Raw genomic sequence first — 19,347 nt, 5'->3', positions numbered from 1 at the left:
TTTTTTTTGGCTCTTCGCGCACCTCGGGGCGCTTGGCGTGACGTCGAATGGTGGGTCGGTGTGGGGTTCGCTTCGCTTTGTGTGGGAGCCGCTTCAGCGGCGATGGGTGCTCGCGGCAAGCGTGCCCGCTGCCGCGGGATCGCCGGCGTAGCCGGCTCCCACAAAGAGCGTCGCGATTCGCCAAAACAATGCCACGCCACGCACTACACACCACCGCACCGTCTGACGCCACGCGCGAGCGCCAAGCGCGAGGCCAGCTTGCGGCAAGCATCCATCGCCGCTGAAGCGGATCCCACGGGCAGAACGCATCACGGTATAATTGCAAATCGTTCTCATTAACCTTACGATATGCGTCCAGACGGGTCCCGTACCCGCGCACGGCCCCATCAGGGACACAAACTCTCCGCCCGCCCGCGCGTCACCTCGTGATGCGCGACGGGAGCCGCATGCGCGAACGAAGGCCGTTTCCTTCATTCGTCCAGACAGCACAAGGAATTCATCCATGGCTTTCATCAAGAGCCGCAAGCATGCCGCTCCCGCCGCGCGCACCGTCGGTGCCGCCGTTCTCCTCACCCTCGCTCACGGTGCCGCCGCAGCCGACGTTCCCGCCGACGTCGCCGTGCCGCCGCAGCAGGCCAAGGTCAACGATGCGCAGGCGCTGCCCGGCCTGAAAGTGGAAGCCGACCGCTCCAGCGATTACCGCGTGGACAAGGTCTCATCGCCGAAATTCACCCAGTCCCTGCTCGACACGACGCAGACCATCCAGGTGATCGGCAAGGAACTGATCCAGCAGCAAGGCGCCACCACCCTTACCGAAGCCCTGCGCAACAGCCCTGGCGTGGGCACGTTCTACGTAGGCGAGAACGGTTCGACGAACACCGGCGACTCCATCTACATGCGCGGATTCGACACCTCCGGCAGCATCTTCGTGGACGGGGCGCGCGACCTCGGCACGGTGTCCCGCGACGTGTTCAATATCGAACAGGTGGAGGTCACCAAGGGTCCTGACGGCACCGAATACGGCCGCACCGCGCCCACGGGTGCCGTGAACCTCGTGACCAAGCAGCCGGTGCTGGGCAACGGCATGTCCGGCTCGGTGCAGGTGGGCAGTGGCCAGCGCCGTCGCGCCACCGCCGACTGGAACCAGTCGATGGGCAGCGACGCGGCGTTCCGCCTCAACGTGATGGGCCAGGAAAGCGGCGTCTATGGCCGCGACCAGGTGGAGACCAACCGCTGGGGCATCGCGCCGTCGCTGGCGTTCGGCCTCGGTACGCCCACGCGCGTCTACCTCGATTACCTCCACATCAAGCAGAACAACGTGCCCGACGGTGGCGTGCCCACCATCGGCCTGCCGGGCTACAGCAGTCCTGACAGGCGCGCCTTCCTCGCCGATGCACGCAAGGTCGATCCGGACAACTTCTACGGCACCAACCAGGACCACGACCATGTCACCCAGGACATGTTCACGGTGATCGTGGAGCACGACTTCAGCGACAAGGTGGCCCTGCATAACACGACCCGCTTCGGACGCACCGCGCAGGACTACCTGCTCACCGCGTTCATGGGCTCGACGGCCAACCTGCTGACGCCGGATCCCACCGATCCCTCCACATGGACGATCGCGCGCAGCCTTCCGACCTTTAAGCACCAGTCCAACCGCATCGCCACCAACCAGACCAACCTGACGGCCTCGATCGTTACGGGCGCCGTGACGCAGGACATCAGCACCGGTATCGAGCTCACCCAGGAGCGTGCCCGCACGATCGGCATGGCCGCGTTGAACGGCAGCACCTGGCCCGCGGCAAACCTGTATCGGCCCTACTCTGACGTCGGCGGGCTGCGCTATCACGAGACGGGTGCTGCAAGCCAAGGCAAGACGAACACCGCGGCGGCCTATATCTTCGACACCGTGAAGTTCGGCGAGCACTGGCAGGTAAACGCCGGCGTACGTCTCGACCATTACAAGACCGACTTCAACAGCACGGTGGTGTGTGGCGGTCGCGGCGCTCCGGTCTGCGGTCCCCTGCCCGCGGGCAGCATCGTTCCCGGCGTGGATGCGAAGAAGAGCGACAACCTCGTCAATTACAAGGTGGGCGTGCTCTACAAGCCGGTATCGAACGGCAGCATCTACGTGAACTTCGCGCAGTCGCAGGAGCCGCCGGGCGGCAACACCCTCACCCTGTCGGCCTCGGCGAACAGCGCCGACAACCCCAACTTCGACCCGCAGAAGGCGCGCACCGCCGAGATCGGCACGAAGTGGGATCTCCTCGGTGAAAAGCTCCTGCTCACCGCGGCGCTCTATCGCACCACGGTTACCAACGAGCTCGTGCAGGATCCGACCGACCTGCTGTACTACCAGATCGGCAAGAAGCGCGTGCAGGGTGTGGAAATCTCGGCCCTCGGCAAGCTCACCGACAACTGGGCCGTGAGCGCCGGCTTCACGACGATGGACGCCACGGTGGAAAAGGGCGCGGGCGTCACGGCCAACGGTTCCGACGACCTCGCCTACACGCCGAAGCGGGCCTTCACGGCGTGGACCACGTATCACCTGCCCTTCGATCTCACCGTCGGCGGCGGCGCGCGCTACTCGGGCGAACTGCAGCGCGGCACCGATGGCGCCGTGGGCACGCCGGCCTACACGAAGGCCTACTGGGTGTTCGACGCCATGGCCAGCTACCCGGTCAACCGGCATGTGGACATCCAGCTGAACGTGTACAACCTGTTCGACAAGCGCTACGTCGCGGCCATCAACAAGAGCGGCTACCGCTACACTCCGGGCACGCCGCGTTCGGCCATGCTTACCGCAAACGTCCGTTTCTGATCGATCCGAGGAAACCGCCATGCTGATGCACATCCCGGAAGTCCTGAGCAAGGAACAGGTGGCCGGGTTGCGTGTCGCCATGGAGGGCGCCGAGTGGACCGACGGCCGCCAGACCGTCGGTCCGCAAGGCGCACGGGTGAAGCGCAACCTGCAGCTGCCCGAGGCGTCCACGCTGCGCCGCGAGTTGGGCGCGATGGTCGTGGCGGCCCTCGCCCGCCATCCGCTCTACCACGCGGCGGTACTGCCGCTGCGCACGCTGTCGCCCCGCTTCAATCGCTACGAAGGCGGGGGCGAGTACGGCTTCCACATCGACGGCGCGGTGATGGCCACCGGCGACGCCGACACGCACGTTCGCAGCGATATTTCCTGCACGCTCTTTCTCAGCGAACCGGAGGACTACGACGGCGGCGAACTCATCGTCAGCGACACGTATGGCGAACACGAAGTGAAGCTGCCCGCGGGCGATGCCATCGTCTATCCATCGTCCAGCCTGCACCGGGTTACCCCGGTCACGCGGGGCGCCCGCATCGCTTCGTTCTTCTGGATACAGAGCATGGTGCGCGACGATGGCGCCCGTCGCCTGCTGCTGGAACTGGACACCGCGATACGCACGCTCTCCGCCAGCGGTGCCGACCAGGCTTCGATCCTGCAATTGACGGGTGTCTACCACAACCTGCTGCGGCGCTGGGCGGAAACCTGAGGTAGCGGGACCGGGCCCCGGGAGCGGATAATTGGCGCCCCCTTGATGTCCCGGCTCCCCAAGCATGTTTCAACCCGGTCAACGCTGGATTTCCACCGCCGAGCCCGAGCTCGGCCTCGGCACCATTCTTCGCGTGGAAGGACGCAGCGTACAGGTGCTGTTTGCCAAATCCGGCGTCCTTCGCCCCTATGCCGCCGACAGCGCCCCGCTGATCCGTGCGGAGTTCCGCGCCGGCCAGCGCGTGTCGGGCAAGGGCATCGCCTTCCTTGTCGAACGCATCGAGGAACGCGACGGCCTGTACGTCTACCGGGGCGAAGGCCGGGAGCTGGAAGAAGGCCAGCTCGACGACGAACAGGCACTTTCGCAGGCCGACGATCGCCTGATCGGCGGCCGCACCGATCCTAACGACCGCTTCGACCTGCGCTTCGAGGCACTGCGCCGCCGCGCCGCCGCGCGCCGCTCCGCTGCCTGGGGGCTCGAGTCCGCCCGCATCGGCCTCGTGCCGCACCAGTTGCGAGTGGCGGGTATCGCCGCCGCGCGCCGTCCGCCCCGCGTGCTGCTCGCCGACGAGGTGGGCCTGGGCAAGACCATCGAGGCCGGCATGATCCTCGCCCGGCAGCTGGCCACAGGACGCGCCGGCCGCGTGCTCGTGCTGCTGCCGGAAACCCTGGTCTACCAGTGGTTCGTGGAACTGCTGCGCCGGTTCAACCTCTCCTTCTCCATCTTCGACGAGGAACGCTGCGAGGCCATCGAGCAGGCGAACGACGGCCGCAATCCCTTCGAGGACGAGCAGCTCGTCATTGCCGATTTCGCGTTCCTGGAAAGCTCGCCGAAGCGCGCCGCACAGCTCGTCGAAGCCGGCTGGGACCTGATCGTGGTCGACGAGGCGCATCACCTCGAATGGACGCCGGAAGGCGCCAGCCCCCGCTACCGGCTCGTGGAGGAACTGGCGTCGGTCACCCCGGGCGTGATCCTGCTCACCGCCACGCCGGAACAGCTGGGCCGCGCGGGCCACTTCGCACGCCTGCGCCTGCTCGATCCGCAGCGATACGCCGATCTGGACACCTATCTTGCCGAGTCGGCGGGTTTCACCGCGCTCTCCGACATCGCCAGCATACTGGCGGCAGGCAAGCCGCTGGACACTGCGCAACGCGGCATGCTGGCCGACCGCTTCAAGGGCGACCGTGAGCTGGCCGCGCTGCTCTCGCGCGACGACGCCAACGACGAACTGCTGGCGGCGCTCATCGACCGGCACGGCACGGGACGTGCCATGTTCCGCAATCGCCGCGCCGGCATCGGCGGCTTTCCGCGGCGCACGCCGGACATCCTGGCGCTCGATCCGTCCACCCTCGACGCCGGACGCCGCGAGGCGCTGCTTGCCGAATTCCGTTCGGACATCCAGCAACCGCCCGTCGCACTCGAGTTCGACTACGCGAACGATCCGCGTCTCACCGCGTTGATCGGCCTCCTGGACGCGCATCCCGACGACAAGTTCCTCCTCATCTGCCGCAGCCAAGCCAAGGTGACGGCGATCGAAGACGCCCTGCGCACTCGCAGCGGCGTCGGCGTGGCCCGCTTCCATGAGGGCCTGGGCATCGTGCAGCGCGACCGCAATGCGGCCTTCTTCGCGCAGCCCGATGGCGCACGCCTGTTGCTGTGCTCGGAGATCGGTTCCGAGGGGCGCAATTTCCAGTTCGCCCATCGCCTGGTGATGTGGGACCTGCCGCTGGACCCCGACCTGCTCGAACAGCGTATCGGGCGCCTCGACCGCATCGGCCAGAAGCACGACATCGTCGTCCACGTGCCGGTACTGCGACAGAGCGCGCAGCATGTGCTGGCACGCTGGTACGACGAAGGCCTGGATGCGTTCCGCACCAGCCCCGCAGACGGGCGCGAACTGCTGCGCCGTTTCGGCAGCCTGCTTTCCACGCTTGCCGACGCACACGCGCGCGAAGACGACGACCGCGACCAGGAACTCGACGCGCTCATTGCCGAAACGCGTGGCGCGCACGAGGAGCTGTCGGCGCTGATCCATGCCGGGCGCGACCACCTGCTCGAACTGGCGGCCAGCCGCGATCCGCATGCCGGCGACTTGGCAGGCAGCTTCGCCGCGGAAGACGACGACGCGCTGCGCGACCTCTTCGTACAGCGGTTGTTCGAAACCTACGGTGTGCACGCGGAAGAACTGGCGCCCGGCATCGTGTTGCTCGATCCGCAATACCTGTCCACCGATGGCCTGCCGGGTTTCGCCGACGGCCCTGTTTCGATCACGTTCTCGCGCGATGTCGCACTGTCGCGCGAAGACCTGCCCCTGCTTCGCCTCGACCATCCGATGGTCGCCGCGGCGGTCGACCTGCTCGTTTCCGGCGAGGATGGCAATGCCGCTTTCCTCGTGGACGATGCCCTGCCCGTGCGCACGGCGCTGTTGCAGGCCGTGTTTGTGCTGGAAGTGATCGCCGACCGCGCGCTCGATGCCGGCCGCTTCCTGCCGGCCACGCCGCTCATGCTCACGGTGGACACGAAGCTGAGCGAGCGTCCACAGTTCCGGCCCAGCGACGTGGCGATCCGCCGTGCGGCGGATCGCAATATCGAGGTACCTCGCTACCGCAAGTTCCTTTCCAAGCTCGTGCCGCCGATGCTGGAGCGTGCGCAGGACATCGCGGCCGCGCGTGGCGACGCGTTGAAGGCCGAGGCCATGGCGGCGGCACGCACGGAGCTGGACGCCGAGCACGCGCGACTGGTCGCGCTGCATTCGGTCAATCCGTCGATCACCGACGAAGAAGTGGATGCGATCGCCGCCGAGAGGGACGCGCTCCTTGCCGCCATCCCCGAAGCGCGACTGCGCCTGGACGCAGTGCGCTTCGTGGTGAGCCCGGACTTCCTCGCCTTGCGCTGAACCGGGCCGAGAACTTACATCACGGGTGGCGAGCCGGGCGGCGCCAGAACCTGCACCGCCGTGCGCGCGAGTTCATGCAGGGTCTTGGCAGCCGCCTCGGTGGCCGGCGGTGCGTTCCATGTCGGCATCACGTCGAAGGGCTTGGCGAAATAGCTCATGTAGTCGCGTCTCGCGGCGCGGCTACCCAGCCAGTCGAGACCGGCATGGCGCAGCGTGCCGTACCTTTCATAAAGGCGGCGCATATAGCGGACGTATCCGGTTTCCGAGATGGGATCGCCCTCTGGATTCCAGAGGTTGGCCTTCATCGGTGACGCCAGGAGCCGTTCGGTAAACGCCACGGGCGATTCCCGGGTCTCGCTGCCGTTCCGTTCGATCCGCTTCATCGACACGCCATCGGCCTCCCAGCCGCGGGCCACTGCCCGTATGGCGGAGGGATAGTCCCGCGCCGTCGTGCTGACGCCATACATCGGGTCCACGATATAGGTGTCGGGCGGCAAGTTCGCGAAGGCACGGCTACCCGCTACGCCCGCCGATACGAAGCCAAGCGAATCCGCGTCGGCCGGCATTACCAGGGTGAAGGCGTGCTCCGGCGTCGCGCCGACGACGGCGACATGTCCGTCTTCCCGCAGAAGGCCTCGCAAACGCCTCGTCTGGACCAGCACCTTGATGTGGCGATCGCCGAAACCGGCTTCGACGAAGGCACTGATCGGCCGTTCGTCCCTGAGCATCGCCAGGTACGCGGTCGCATCGGGTGCGCCGGCGCTGGGCGCGCCGCTTTCCGGCACGGGCATCACGAGCTGACGATCCGGCGGCGAGATCGCCAGTGCGTCCGGCGGCAACGGGGCACGCCACGGACGGGGGGTCGGATTGCCTGCCAGGTCGAGGTGCGTGGGGAAACGCACAGGCACACCGGTAATCGGATTGCGGATGGTGAACTCCACTGCACCTTGTGGCGTGGAGCTTGCCTCCGGCAACGATGTTCCCACGAGACGAAGGATCGGTTGCGGAATGCTGTTGACCATGCGTTCGATAACGGTGAAATCGGTATCCACCGCCGGTGGCGGCCGCACATCGACATTCACGAATGCCTGCAGGTCGGTCACGGGGGGCATAAGATTGAGGCCGTTGCGCACGCCTTCCTCCGGAAACCATTCGCCGTTGAGATCGACGACATAGCGGCCCGTGCCACGGCTTGGACCGTCGCCCGGAGCCAGTATCTGAAGGTAGTCGCCCGCCTCGGGCGTTTCCGTCTCGACCACTTGCGTACGGCCATCCAAGTGACGCAGCCGCACGTAGTGGCGCCCGGCGACGCTCCACTGGTCGGCCGTTGCGGCGCCCGCCGCGGAAAGGACCGAAGGTGTCTTCACGACCAGGTGATCGAGGCCTCGCGGAAGCAGCCCATCCTGTTCCTCGGCGATCCTCGTGAGGAGCTGCATAAGGAATGGCGAACCCGCCCCTTCGTGCGGCACTCGCGGGTCGTGCTTCCTCGCCAGCACATCGTCGAGCGCGGGCCATGGATCGCGTTCACCCAGGAACAGTTCCGAACGCCGCGACTGGTCCGCCGCACGAAGCTTCGCCACCTTGTCCGCAGATACCCAGGTGTGCGGATCGACGAGTGCCTGGCGCAGGCTGGACAGCGCCTTCAGTGCCTGTTTTCTCCCTTTGGGAAGGTCCAGCGGATCGATCCACCGGCGGTGGATGATCTGGAGTTCCGGCAGGGTCGACCGCGCCTCGATGTTCTCGGCGAGCGTCTGGCGGAAATGCTCTTCCCAGCCGCTATGAGCGAGATCGCCGAGCGCCCTGCCCACCAGCTTGAAGATGGAATTCCACGCCGACGGCGCCGCCATGGGGTCGCCGAAGAGGACGTAATGTCCGTTGGCATGGCGAAGGCGAATGGTGCCGTCCGGAATGCTCTGCGCATCGAATTCCGTGCCGTCCGGCCGCCTGCCAAACTGGAAGTCGTCTCCTTCAAAGAGAGCGATGGGGTGATTCACCTGCTCCGTGATGGACGGAAGCAGCAATTCCACTTCCCTGGGTGTCCAGCCGACCGCATGGCGATCGCGCAACCTCGCGGCAAGCGTTTCGAGGATGCCATGCGCGAGCGCGAGCCGCGCCAGCGGACCGGGCACGTGCTCATCCGCATCGCGCACACTCGCTTCCGACGATCCGAACTGGTCCAGCGCCTGCGCTGCCCGGTTGAGTGCGCGCGGGTCCGCGGAATATTCGTTCGCCACGACGTTCGAGAGGTAACTGCCGGGCATGTGGTTGCCGTCGGTGAAGTCGAACTCCCACACGGCACCGCGTTTCTGCGCGACTCGCGGGCCTAACGTGCGATTGCGCAGCAGAGCGCGGTAACCGGTACCGTCAGGGACGATCTGCACCGCCCTTCCGTTTTCCAGTTTCACCATTCGCCTATCTCCGGCACGGAAGACACCGGGCGACAGTTCCGTGGCGCCGTGAGGTAAGTGCTTCCATGTCTGCTCGACGTAGTCCGCGGCGGACCAGCGCACGAGACGGCCTTCCGGGCTGAGGTAGATGCGGCTGCCCAGGCCGGGAAATCTCGGTGCGCGCACGGGGCTGGCCAGATAGCCGACCCGGCCATTGATCCGCTGCGGCGGCTTGAACGTTGGCTGGCGTCCGGCCACCGGCTCTACATCGGCACCGGACTCGGCGGGGCGCTTGCCGCCAAGTCCCACCCCGGTGAGCGTCGTCGACACCAGTGTCATGCCGGCCTGCTCGAATCCCCGTTTCCTTTCTTCCAGGGTTTTGCCGTCCACTCCCTGTTCGATACCCGTACCCGTGTCGACGACGGCGAGCGCCACCTGCACAGGAATGACGAGGGGGCGGACGAACCCCAGGGGAGACAGCAACGCCGCCGTGCGGTTGACGGTGACACGCCATGTTTCCCATGCGTTGCGAGTTTGCACGAGGGCGTCGGTGCGGGTCCGGCGTTCCGTCGCGTCCCGCATGTCGTCGAAGACATCGCCCGCGATGGCGGCATTGGTGTGATCGATCGCGCGCCCGTCGTGCTGCCACTGACCCTTGCCGATCTTTTCCAGACCGTGCCTGACGCCTGTCCAGAACACGCCGTCCTGGCTGTCCTGGATGGAAAAATGCGAAAGCAGTGCGTCCAGCGCATGCGGGTCTTGTGCCTGCCCATACACCCACTGTCGAAGTGCCTGCTCGCTACCAGCCACCACGAACGACGGATCGAAGCCGGGCACGTACATCACCTCGCTCCCGTCGTCGGCGATGAAGCGGACAAGGTTGCTCGCCGTGTAGCCGTTGATGTCAAAGCGACGGATCTGCACCGACGCGTCCCGCGACGACGTGCGCAGGTGGTTGAGGGTGACGGGGCCGGAAAGCGGAACATGCGGGGCGCCGCCGTGCATCACGAGTTTGAACTGCTTGTCGTCCAGCAAGCCGGACGCATGCGCGGCGCGTGCCCGGAGCACGAACTGGTAACGGGCGACGACGGCCCAGTTCGCCCTGTGCTCGCGCCAATACGTGTCCAGCTCGCCTTTCAGGCGGAGGATGTACGGCAGTTCGGAGAATGCGCTTGGCGCCTTGGCATGATTGAGTACATCCGACAGGCGATGCGGGCTCTCATACTCCGCGGTGAAGCCCCCTTCCCTGAAGATGCCGAACGCCTCGTCCACATCGCGCGATTCCTCCTTCGCCGTCTCGATCACGTTGCCCTTGGCGAAAAAGGTGTTGTACAGGTACCCGGGGGCCGTACGGCTCCAGAGGAAATGCCACAGGTCGCCGAACACACCCTTTACGCTGCTCGCGTGGATCAGGTGCTCGCCGGTTTCGACGATGCTCGGGCTGTGTCCGCCGCCGCCCAATCCACCAACGGTATCCGCGGCTGCGGCGAACGTGCTGTAGCCGGCCTGCTCGGGGAACGCCTCCATGACCGCATCCACCAGCGGAACGGTGTGGTCTGGCTTGCCGCGGCGGCGCCCACCAGGGCCGCGGAAATGCGCAACCACGTAGTCGTCGCCGTCGATCTTCAGGTGTTCACGGATGAAGGCGCGGGCCACCTCGCGCGGATCCGGCGGCGACACCGCGGCAACCCTGGCGCACATGTCCTCGAAAGCCTTGGCATCGGCCACGGTGGCGAACGTGAGGGATGCGTGCCAGCCGTTGCGCGCCGGCGACGCAACGGATGGCCCGGCCTGTTCGACGCCGTTACCAACAGCGACGAAAGAACCGGCGGCGCCGACCGGTTGGCGTTCGCCGCCGAATGAGCCCATCGGTTGCGCCGCGGCGACGGGCATGCCGGCCAGGTACGACATCGTCGCGGAGGCCAGCAGGGTACTCAGCACCCGCAAGCGTGCGGGTGCGGGGGGCATTGTCATCGTCGACCTCTTGTGTGGAATCAGGGGTCGACGACTGTAGGACCCGCATCTGCATGTAACTGCCACTGCGGGGCGAAATGCGGGTCAGCGCAGGCCTTCGCGAGACGTCGGACACCGACGGATATTCGCCACGAAGCGGCAGGCATACGCCCGAAGGCCTGTCGGCAACGGAGGGGGCGGATCCACGGGCGTTACATGGTCCGCCCCGGCCTGACACCCCACGCCCATAGCAGGCACAGCCCGGCCACCAGGCCACCGAGGTGGGCGAAATGTGCAATGCCCGCGAGCGTACCGGTGACGCCGAAGATGAGCTCGGCCGTGCCGTACAGAATGACAAACAACCACGCGGGAATGCCGATCGGAATGGGGATCAGCATCAGCTTTTCGCGCGGGAACAGCATGGCGAACGCACCCAGCAGACCGAACACCGCGCCGGAGGCGCCCACCGTCGGATACATGCGTCCCGATTCGAACAGATAAACGACAGCCAGCTGCGCCACGGCCGCCGCGACCAGGCAGGTGAAGTAGTAGATGGTGAAACGACGCGCGCCCATCACGCGTTCGATGAGGCCGCCGAACATGTACAGGGCGTACATGTTCAACACGATGTGCATGACGCTGCCATGCATGAAGCCGTAGGTCACCAGCTGCCAGACACGGAATCCGATGCCCGCCACGTCGCCGCCACCGAGGTCCACGGCGATATCGTGGCCGTATGGCCAAAGGGCGAACCAGCGCGTCAGCGCCAGCGTGTCCTGGTCGCGCAAGAGGTACTGCAGCGCGAACACCAGAATATTGGCGATCAGCAGGTTCCGGGTGACCGGCGGCAGGTTCGTCGGCATCGTCTTGGTTATCCGGCTGGGCAATTCTCAAGGGTGATCGCGCGGTCCGTGCAAATCAACCCTTGGCCACCGCCCGTTCCTGGGCTCCCCCGCCGCCCAGCGACAGAAGCAGCAAGACGACGGCCAACGCGCCATACGCCGCCACGAACGGCAAGACCATCGCCTGCGCGGCGGCGTCCAGGGTCCACGGCAGGTACACCGCGCCTATCGGCTCCACCGAATGGATCAGGCCGAACGCCGTCAGCACAGCACCCAGCGCCACGATGCCCGCAGCTTTGCGCACGTGCCCGTCGATCATGGCGACCACGAAGCTGGCCCACACCATGGAGGTGATGATGAAGCCGTTACCGAGGATCACGATCACGGCCATGGCCGGAACACCGTGGCTGGTGTCGGCGTACAACGCGGCGAAGCGAGTCGGATCCACGATGGTCGGGTCGCCCAGCTTGATTGCCAGCATCCGCGCGATCGCCGGGAAGAAGCTGAAGACCACCGCTCCCGCGTAACGCAGCGGCGTGGCTTCGAACGCCTGCGTGGTGATACCTATTGAGACGAAAACGAGGATAGGCGCCAGCACGGCCACCGGCAGCAGTTCCACCAGATTCGACAGATAACCCAGCACTCCGCCCAGGCCGATCACGAGGCCGGTCACGAACGTGTAGCCCGTGCGCGCACCCATCGCCTTGTAGGCCGGCTGCCCAATGTAAGGCGTGGTCTGGGCCACACCGCCGCAGAAACCGGCTACCAGGGTCGCAAGCGCCTCCACCAACAGGATGTCGCGCGTGGAATAGTCGTCGCCCGCCGCGCGGGCGCTTTCGGTCACGTTGATGCCGCCCACTACCATGAGCAGGCCGAACGGCAGAATGAGGGGAAGGTAGGGCACCGTGGCGGGCAGGCCCTGCAGGAACCCGAGATTGGGCCAGGGAAAGCCGAGCCGCCATTGCCATGTGCCGGGCGGATGGTAGCCCGTGCCCAACAGGCCCATCGGGCCCAGGCCGTAGTAAAGCAGCACGCCCACGAGGAAGGCACCGAGCACGCCCGGAATCCCGAAGGGCAATCGCCGCTTCGCCACCAGGCCATACAGCACGATGCCGAGCCCCGCAAAGCCCACGACAGGCACGCGCATGATCTCCACCAGCGGCAGGAAACCCATCAGCACCAGCGCGATGCCCGCAATCGACCCGAGCAGGCCCGCGCGCGGCACCGACCGCTGCACCCAGGCACCGAAGAAGGAAAGCACGAACTTCAGCAAGCCCATGACCACCAGTGAGGCCATGCCGAGGTGCCACGTGGCTTCGCCGGCGGCGATGTCGTCCATTCCCGCGTGGCGATACGCTGCGAAGGCCGGCCCGAGCACCAGCAAGGCCATGCCGATGCTCGTCGGCGCGTCGATCCCCAGCGGCATCGCGGTAACGTCCGACCGTCCCGTGCGCGCGGCGAGCCGGCGGGCCATCCAGGTGTATGCGAGGTTCCCCAGCAGGACGCCAAGCGCGGTGCCGGGGAACATCCTGCGAAAGACCAGATCGGCGGGCATGCCGAAGATGCCCACCAGTGCGCTCGCCATGAAAGCCAGCAGCGAAAGATTGTCCACGACGAGTCCGAGCACGCCGTTGAGATCGCCGCCTCCGAAACGGCGGCGCGGAACGGAATCGACGGCCATCAGAAGGACACCTCCGCCGGCTGGCTCACGCGCAGCACCGACTGGTCGCCGGTCCTGGCCTTCCATGCCGCGCGAATCGCATCGATCGCCATCCGCTGGGCCGGCGTATCCGGATGCAGCAGCACCACTACCTTGGAGCGCAACCGCTCCGGCGCGGATTGCCCCTTGCCCTGCCACTGCCCATAGGCATCGACCACCGTCAGCCCGCTCGGAAAGCGAGGCGTCACCTCCTGGTCGAGGAAGGCCCGCCATCCGGCCTCGTCCACCCCGCCCTTTCCATCGGCGGTGCCCAGTCCGAAATACAGTTCCGTGCGCACCCATCCTGCCGCCGTAGCAGGATGCGCGGCATCGCCGGCAAGCACCAGCGCGGGCACCGGCGGACGCGTTGCACAGCCCGCGCAGGCGAGCGAGGTCAATAGCAGAAGGGCTGGCGCAAGTTTCATGGGTCCCCTGTGGACGTCCGTACGGCTATGCGTCCGAAGGGTAGCAGTACTTCCCCGACTTCCGCGCAGAGCAAGAAACTTCGGTGCTTCACCGAAGTCCTTGGACGCTGCCGGATGCCACGGTTCATTCGCCAGGCGAATGCATGTGGCCAGCGGCTGGCGCCGCCGTTGCTCGGACGGTAGGGCCAGAGCCTTCGGTGTCCACCCTCGCTGCTCAGACAGGTCCTCCGCGTTCGGAAAGGTGGGGCCGCTTACGCGGCCCGTGTACCAATCTGGCCTTCGGCCGCTCTCTTGTGCGGAACTCGCCTCGAGGGTGGACACCGAAGACTCTCCCCATGACTGAGGCGGCGTGTTCGGAGAGCTGGCCCGGCACGAACAGCAGCCGCTGCGAGCGGGGCAGCATCACCTCGCGAGCGCTGGTCAGGCCTTTGGGTGACTCCGGACAGCCCCCTGTCGGGGCACCGTGTCACATCTCAAGGATCGCTCGCGCAGGCCACCGCATCGAACGCCTGCGGCTCTCCCCCCACGCTACCTCACCGTCCGGAAGAGAACTTGGTGTCCACCCTCGAGGCGAGTTCCGCACAAGTGAGCGGCCGAAGGCCGATTGAGCACATGGGCCGCGGCCGCGGCCTTCCTTTTCGAACGCGGAGGACCTGTCTGAGCAGCGAGGGTGGGCACCAAGGTCTCCTGCGAAACGCTCGGCTGTACAGCGCTTTGGCAAGATCGGGCAAGCGAACCCCACGACGAGCCTGTCGAAGCCAGTGGCGTCGACTCGAAGCCTGTACTCGCCCTGTAATGCGCGAAGAACAAAAAAAGAGCCCGGCTTTCGCCGGGCTCCTTCGTGTTGCTACCGATCTTGCGAGCGGTTCGTGGCAGATTACTGCTGAACCTGGAGCTCGGTACGACGGTTGCGAGCGCGGCCTTCGGCCGTGTCGTTCGTGTCGATCGGGTTGTTCTCGCCGTGGCCGATCGGGCCTTCCAGACGATCCGCACCGATGCCGTGCGAGGTCAGGTAGTCGTACACGATCTTCGCGCGACGCTCGGACAGACCCTGGTTGTAAGCGTCCTTACCGACGCTATCCGTGTAACCGGCAACCGTGACCTTGACCTGCGGGTAACGCTGCAGGGTGTCGACAGCCTGGTCGAGGACGCCCAGCGACTCGCTGGTCGGCTCCTGCAGGGTCGGGCCGATGTTCGTCTCGCCCTTCTTCGGGCGGTCGAACTTGAAGTTGACGCCGCGCAGGTCGATGACGACCTTCTGCGGGCAACCATCCGGGCCGACGATGGTGCCAGCCGGGGTGGCCGGGCACTTGTCGTCGCAATCGTTCACGCCGTCGCCGTCGGTGTCGAGCGTGGAGCAGTCCGGAGCAGCCGGGGCCGGAGCAGCGGCCGGAGCCGGAGCAGCCGGCGGCTCGCCGAAGCGCGACACGATCGAGAAGCCGAGGAACCAGTCGCCGTAGCCGTTCTCGCTATCGTTGGTCTTGTCGTCCCAGTCGTAGCGGTAGCCGGCTTCCACGCGGAAGTCGGAGCTGTCGGTGATGGTCTTGGACACGCCGACGCCGAGCTCGGCGGCCGGGGACCAACCGTTGTCCGACGGGTTGTGGTGGTACGAGCCCATCACACCGGCGAGCAGGTACGGACGCCAGCTGTCCCACGCACCAGCGTAGAAGCGGGCGGCAACGCCGTAGCTGTTGTTCGACCAGTGGCCAACGCCATCGTTGTCGCGCTTGGTGCGGTCGGCAAAGATGTCGATCGACGCGTTGTTGGAGATGAACTTGCCGAAGCCCAGGCCGTAGTAAACCTGGCGGCTGTTCGTGTTGCGGTCGGTGTCGTTGTAGTAACCGCCAACCGTCGGGGCGATGTACCAGCGGCCGTCATAGCCGTTACCCGCGGTGTCGGCGGATTCCTGCGCGTGAACGGCACCCACGCCGCCCAGGGCCAAGCCGATCAGCAAAAACAAGCCCTTACGTTTCATCGGTGTCTCCTCATTATTGGTATTCGCGTCCGCGCTCCACCCCAGACGGAAATCGCGCGTAGAACTCTTGTCGAATCCGGGGACTTCAGCCGTCCCTCGCTTTGATACCCCTTCAACGGGCGGCGGCAGTTTAGCAAAAATCAAACAATTGGGCACATGCCAAAAACCGCCGTTCATACTTGAGTCACGGCCATTATCAAGCCGTGAAGAGCGTCATGAACTCGTGAATGGGCATGGCATCCAGTTTCTCGGGCGACGAGGTGACGGCCAGCACCTTCTCGACGCGGTCCGCGGACCACTCGGCACGCAGCGCCGATTCGAACTTCCTGAGCAGCACGGGGATGCCTTCGGCGCGGCGCTTGCGGTGGCCGATGGGGAAGTCGATGGACACCTTCTCCGTGGACGAGCCGTCCTTGAAAAACACCTGGACCGAATTGCCGATATAGCGCTTTTCGGGATCGAAATAGTCCTTGGTGAATTGCGGATTCTCCACCACCGTCATTTTGTCGCGCAGCGCGTCGATACGCGGATCGGCAGCCACCGAGTCGTTGTAATCGTCGGCGGTAAGACGCCCGAAAATCAGCGGCACGGCAACCATGTACTGGATGCAGTGGTCGCGATCGGCATAGTTGGCCAGCGGGCCCGTCTTGTCGATGATGCGGCAACCCGCTTCCTGGGTCTCGATCACCACCTTTTCCACGTCGTCGAGGCGGTTGCCCACCTGGGCGTGCAGCGCCATGGCGCATTCCACGGCCGTCTGGGCGTGGAATTCGGCCGGGAAGCTGATCTTGAACAGCACGTTTTCCATGACGTAGCTGCCGAAGGGGCGCTCGAACTCGAACGCGTTGCCCTTGAAGGCCACGTCGTAATAGCCCCAGGTCTTCGCCGACAGGGCCGACGGATAACCCACCACGTTGCGGTAGACGGCGTTGATCGCGTGGGTGACGGCGCGGCGGCAGGCGTCACCGGCGGCCCAGCTCTTGCGCGGGCCCGTGTTCGGGGCATGGCGGTAGGTGCGCAGCGCACCGTTGTCGATCCAGCTGTGCGAGACGGCCGTGGTGATCTGCTCCTTGTCGCCGCCCAGCATGGCCGTGGTGACAGCCGTGGAAGCGAGACGGACGAGGATCACGTGGTCCTGGCCCACGCGGTTGAAGCTGTTCTTGAGGGCGTAGCAACCCTGGATCTCGTGGGCCTTGATGGCATAACCGAGCACGTCGCGCACCGTCAGCGGCTTGCCGCCCTCTTTCACCGCCTTGCGGGAAAGGTAGTCGGCCACCGAGAGGATGGCGCCGAGGTTGTCGGAAGGATGGCCCCACTCGGCCGCAAGCCAGGTGTCGTTGAAGTCGAGGTAGCGGATCTGCGTGCCAATGGCGAAGGCGGCCTGCACCGGATCGAGCTCGTGCGAGGTGAACGGCACGCGGGAGCCGCCGGCGAGCGTGGCCCCCGGAACCACGGGGCCGAGGTGCTTCACGCAGTCCGGGAACTTCATGGCCAGCGCCGAGCAGGCCAGCGAGTCCAGCAGCATGTAGCGCGCGGTGTCATAGGCCTCCTGCGAGTCGATGGTGTAATCGGCCACGTAGTTGGCGATGTCCACCAGCGGCTGGTCCGGTTCGGGACGCGTGGCGGAACGGATGTCGTGTGCGCTCATGGACTTCACTCGCGAGGGGTTGGGAAAGCCGGCGATTTTAACCGGTGACCGCGGGGGGATGTCTTGCCGCGCTGCACCCCAGCAGCGACAATGGCGCCACTACCGCCCGAAGGGGAGTAGTTCCGCGGGCCGTCCCGGCCCGCGCGCCACGATCGTCAATACGGACGCCACAGCGTCCCGGTCGTGGCGGCGGCTCGCGCCGGGAACGAGACTTTTGTGGCGACGACGGGCGCGCGTACCCGTCGCCGCCGCATGGGTCCACCCGCGCGCAAGGTCTCCCATCCATGGATTTCCTCACTCCCGAGTTCTTCTCCGGCCTCGCCGCCATCATCCTGCTCGACCTGGTCCTCGCGGGCGACAACGCCATCGTCATCGCGCTGGCGGCACGCAACCTGCCCCCACACCTCCAGAAGAAAGCCGTGTTCTGGGGAACCTTCGGCGCCGTGGCCGTGCGCATCGCCCTCACCTTCGCGGTGATCTGGCTGCTCAAGCTACCGGGACTGATGCTGGCGGGCGGCATCCTGCTCCTGCCGATCGCGTGGAAGCTGCTGAAGCCTGGCGAGCACGATCCCGAGGTGGCCGCCGCTTCCGGCTTCTGGTCCGCCATCCGCACCATTGTGGTAGCCGACGCGCTCATGGGCCTGGACAACGTTCTGGCGATCGCCGGCGCCGCCAAGGGGCACATGGGCCTGGTCGTGCTCGGCCTCGCCATCAGCGTGCCGCTGGTGGTCTGGGGCTCGACGCTGATCCTGAAGCTGATCCACCGCTTCCCCGTCATCATCTACATCGGCGCCGCCGCCATCGCGTGGACCGCTGCCCGGATGATCGCGCACGACCAACTGGTGGCCCCCTGGTTCGACGCGCGGCCGTGGGCCCCCTGGCTGCTCGACGCGCTGCTGGTCATCGGCGTATGCGGCGGCGGCTGGCTGTGGGCGCGCCGGATGCGGCGCAAGGCGCTGGCAACCCGTCGCCCCGCGGCCTGAAAGGGCGGCGCGCTCCTACGGCAGCCCACGCCCGATAAAAAAAGGCCGCCTTGCGGCGGCCCCTGGATCCCCCGGAACGGGGTGGATCAGAAACGGAAGCGGACGTAGGCCGTCGGACCGTGCACCTTCATGTCGAGGTTCAGGTCGTAGTTGCGCTTGTCCTGGTTCAGCTTGATGCGGGTGTAGGCGTACTCGGCACCGAAGCCCACGTTCTGCCACGGGAACCATTCCACGCCGACGGCAGCATCCCAGATGTGGCCGTTGAGCTTGCCGCCGTTCTTCTTCACGCCGTTGGCGTTCACGTACATGCGCCATTCGTCGTTGAAGGCGTGGCGCCAGCCCAGCTGCAGGTTCGGGGCCCACGCGTTGGCGTCGGTGCTGGAGCCTTCGCTGAAGGTCTCGCCATTGACGTTGGCGGTACCGAAGATGCTGGCGTCGACCTTGTAGTAAGCCGCACCGAGCCCCAGGCCGAACACGTCGTCGCCGGTGCCGAACCACCACTTGTAGGCGGCGCTGCCAAAGGTGAACTTCAGGTCGCCCTTCACGCGAGCCGTGGCATCGATGGGCTGGCCGAGAAAGTTGATCTGTTCGGAAAGGTTCTTCGAATGCGAGCGGTCCACCTGGTAGTAATCGAAGGTGAAGCCCTGGTGCTCGCCGATCAGGAAGTCGAGACGAACACGCGGTTCGACCTTTTTCTTCTTGAAGTCGAGGTCGTCTTCGAGGTTCACGTCACCACTGGTGTTGAGGACGCCCGTCTTCGCACCGATCGTCGTGTCGTTATTGGTGTAATAGCCACCAACCCAGAGGCTGATGTTGTCCAGCGCGCGCGACTGCGACTTCTTGTTGCTGTCCTGCGCGTGCGCGGCCGCGCCGAAGGCGGCGAGCGAAGCGATGGCAAGGCCCGCGGCGACCTTGGCGTGACGAGGTGGACGTGTGTGCATTCTGAAAACTCCCTGCAAGTTTTTTGTTCGTAACCCCCGGACGAAAGGTTAACGAATCCCTGCGTGTGCATTCCGTG

The 19,347-nt window shown here is 65.9% G+C and carries 11 protein-coding genes; 4 read left to right on the top strand and 7 right to left on the bottom strand.

Annotated elements, in window-relative coordinates:
* The first annotated feature begins 502 nt into the window (after nt 1-502).
* From FHS47_RS01850 to rapA, 3 genes are all read left to right on the top strand, one after another.
* Nucleotides 503-2,821, top strand: a complete 2,319-nt coding sequence (locus FHS47_RS01850) for a catecholate siderophore receptor Fiu (RefSeq protein WP_167022201.1) — start codon at nt 503-505, stop codon at nt 2,819-2,821.
* 19 nt (nt 2,822-2,840) lie between these two features.
* A complete protein-coding gene (locus FHS47_RS01845) occupies nt 2,841-3,521 on the top strand; it encodes a Fe2+-dependent dioxygenase (RefSeq protein WP_167022200.1) in 681 nt (226 codons plus the stop codon).
* A gap of 64 nt (nt 3,522-3,585) precedes the next feature.
* The gene (gene rapA / locus FHS47_RS01840) at nt 3,586-6,417 is read left to right on the top strand and encodes an RNA polymerase-associated protein RapA (protein ID WP_167022199.1); all 2,832 of its coding nucleotides are present in this window, start codon (nt 3,586-3,588) and stop codon (nt 6,415-6,417) included.
* A 14-nt stretch (nt 6,418-6,431) separates the two neighbouring features.
* On the opposite strand, the gene FHS47_RS01835 is transcribed toward rapA, so the two are convergent.
* The 6 genes from FHS47_RS01835 to FHS47_RS01810 form a co-directional block, all read right to left on the bottom strand.
* On the bottom strand, nt 6,432-10,778 hold the full coding sequence (locus FHS47_RS01835; RefSeq protein WP_167022198.1) for a DUF6543 domain-containing protein: 4,347 nt from the start codon (nt 10,776-10,778) through the stop codon (nt 6,432-6,434).
* A 191-nt stretch (nt 10,779-10,969) separates the two neighbouring features.
* Nucleotides 10,970-11,620, bottom strand: coding sequence for a rhomboid family intramembrane serine protease (locus FHS47_RS01830; RefSeq protein WP_167022197.1), 651 nt, complete (start codon nt 11,618-11,620; stop codon nt 10,970-10,972).
* 55 nt (nt 11,621-11,675) lie between these two features.
* The gene (locus FHS47_RS01825; protein WP_167022196.1) at nt 11,676-13,280 is read right to left on the bottom strand and encodes a hypothetical protein; all 1,605 of its coding nucleotides are present in this window, start codon (nt 13,278-13,280) and stop codon (nt 11,676-11,678) included.
* Entirely contained in the window at nt 13,280-13,723 is a 444-nt protein-coding gene (locus FHS47_RS01820; RefSeq protein ID WP_167022195.1) for a DUF3574 domain-containing protein, read from the bottom strand. The genes FHS47_RS01825 and FHS47_RS01820 overlap by 1 nt, the downstream gene beginning before the upstream one ends.
* Nucleotides 13,724-14,600: 877 nt before the next feature.
* Nucleotides 14,601-15,698: an OmpA family protein gene (locus FHS47_RS01815; protein WP_167022194.1), complete on the bottom strand. Its 1,098-nt coding sequence runs from the start codon at nt 15,696-15,698 to the stop codon at nt 14,601-14,603.
* Between the two features lie 196 nt (nt 15,699-15,894).
* Nucleotides 15,895-17,346: a bifunctional 2-methylcitrate dehydratase/aconitate hydratase gene (locus tag FHS47_RS01810; RefSeq protein WP_167022193.1), complete on the bottom strand. Its 1,452-nt coding sequence runs from the start codon at nt 17,344-17,346 to the stop codon at nt 15,895-15,897.
* A gap of 284 nt (nt 17,347-17,630) precedes the next feature.
* Here FHS47_RS01810 and FHS47_RS01805 point away from each other — a divergent pair, with 284 nt between their 5' ends.
* Nucleotides 17,631-18,329, top strand: coding sequence for a TerC family protein (locus tag FHS47_RS01805; RefSeq protein WP_167022192.1), 699 nt, complete (start codon nt 17,631-17,633; stop codon nt 18,327-18,329).
* Nucleotides 18,330-18,415: 86 nt separating this feature from the next.
* Here FHS47_RS01805 and FHS47_RS01800 read toward each other — a convergent pair whose 3' ends face one another.
* On the bottom strand, nt 18,416-19,270 hold the full coding sequence (locus FHS47_RS01800; RefSeq protein ID WP_167022190.1) for a porin family protein: 855 nt from the start codon (nt 19,268-19,270) through the stop codon (nt 18,416-18,418).
* Between the last annotated feature and the right edge of the window lie 77 nt (nt 19,271-19,347).

It is taken from the genome of Luteibacter sp. SG786, from assembly GCF_011759605.1.
Classification (GTDB): domain Bacteria; phylum Pseudomonadota; class Gammaproteobacteria; order Xanthomonadales; family Rhodanobacteraceae; genus Luteibacter.
This window is presented reverse-complemented; position numbering and strand designations above follow the sequence as displayed.